1 protein-coding gene is annotated in these 1,602 nt (G+C 41.9%); it reads right to left on the bottom strand.

Annotated elements, in window-relative coordinates; all coding sequences use genetic code 11:
• Positions 1–262 precede the first annotated feature (262 nt).
• Positions 263–1,225 (bottom strand): ParA family protein, encoded by a 963-nt coding sequence (locus tag V2H45_RS25495; RefSeq protein ID WP_330486508.1) that lies wholly within the window; start codon positions 1,223–1,225, stop codon positions 263–265.
• Positions 1,226–1,602 lie beyond the last annotated feature (377 nt).

The following is a 1,602-nucleotide window of genomic DNA, read 5'->3' on the forward strand; positions in this document are numbered from 1 at the left end:
AGTCCCTTTACGCAAAGATCTCTAGGCGTTGCATTTCATCCTTGAATTGGCGGTTCATTAAAAAATTTAACGAACTTAGAGTTTATTCAGATTAGGAGAAATCCAATTACAAACAAAACCTGTCCATTACCGCCAGAATCCCGCTGTTATTTTTGACAATTTTTTCAGCAAACCCTACTTATGTGTACAGGGAAGACCCCGACTGTAGAATCTATCTCAGATGAAGGCGATCGCGCGATCGCGGCTTGGAGTTTTTGGAACCTCATTCCAAATCCACTAAGCTCAGTCTCGAGGTTTGTTCCTTTTTGCCTAAGGAAACTTCTAACTTTTTCAAAAGCTCCACGGTGACTTCCGCAAAGGCTTTTGCACCGGCTGAATTGGGATTAGCTACAGACACAGGCACAAAATCATCTACGGCTTTAGCAATATTGACATCATTGGGAATTTTAGTTTTAAAAATTTTTGTACTACTAAAGTCCGCACTTACCCTATCCATGACCTTTTTGTAATATCTACTTAGGGTAAAACCTGCTGACATGCTAAAGACGATACCCAAGAGTTGAATATTAATTGAGATGTCATCTCGATAGATTTCACGCAGTTTCTCAATGCGCCTTTCTAGAAGTTGAATGCCCACCACCGACAGAGGCTCGGGCTTTGCAGGCATGAGGTAATAATCGCTGGCAATGATACTACTGCGGGTAAGTAGGTTATATCCTGGGGCGCAGTCGAGAATGATCAGGTCATAGGTTTTCAGCGCAGGCTCCAGAATTCCTTTAATGAGGGTTTGCTCAAACCTACTCCAAGTCTGCTGAAAAGTTTGTTTTTCTTCATATAGTAGCGATCGGTTATACAACATTTCCGACACTAAAAATTCGTCGTATAGATCGATATCCCCTACTAGTAGATCTAACCCGTTTACTTTACAAACATGGGGGATGACAAGATCTTTAACTTGGTAAACTTTTTGACCTGGGGCATCAACCTGCACGCCATAATTCGCGATCGCTTGGCTGACCAAATGCCGCAAGGTGCGATTTTCTTTTCTGCACTTAGCAAACTCAGCCGGTGAAATCATGCTTAGGGTGGCACTGATTTGGGTATCTAAATCCACGACCAAGACCTTTTTGCGATGGATTTTAGCCAAACAAGTGGCAATATTGACGGTTAAGGTGGTTTTACCAACGCCACCTTTCATATTCACGGTTGCAATCACTTTTCCCATGATTTTCTAGCCCCAAAATACATACATAGTTGAATCGTTGTTAAGTGCATCAACAATACACTTTATTCTTACTTTCGTAGCAGCCCGTTGATATTTTATTGGCATTCTAGAGAAACTGCGATCGCTTTTTGGCAAAAGTTTTGAGGTCGATCTTTGGGGCGATCGCTTAAGTTAGCAATTTGCGCATACGCTCATCGTTTCTGCTATGGGTTGTCTGTGACTCGTTCGTTAACTAAAGCAACTGTTCGATTGCCTTTTGCAAGCTTCCCTTTTCTAAATACACCAAGTCCTGCATTTCAACGCTGACACAAACTATCAGCATCTGAGAGAGTGTTTGAGAAGTTAAGCAAGACGTTTTAGGAGGATTTGAATCATCC

This window comes from Tumidithrix elongata BACA0141 (genome assembly GCF_036349135.1).
Taxonomy (GTDB): domain Bacteria; phylum Cyanobacteriota; class Cyanobacteriia; order Pseudanabaenales; family Pseudanabaenaceae; genus Tumidithrix; species Tumidithrix elongata.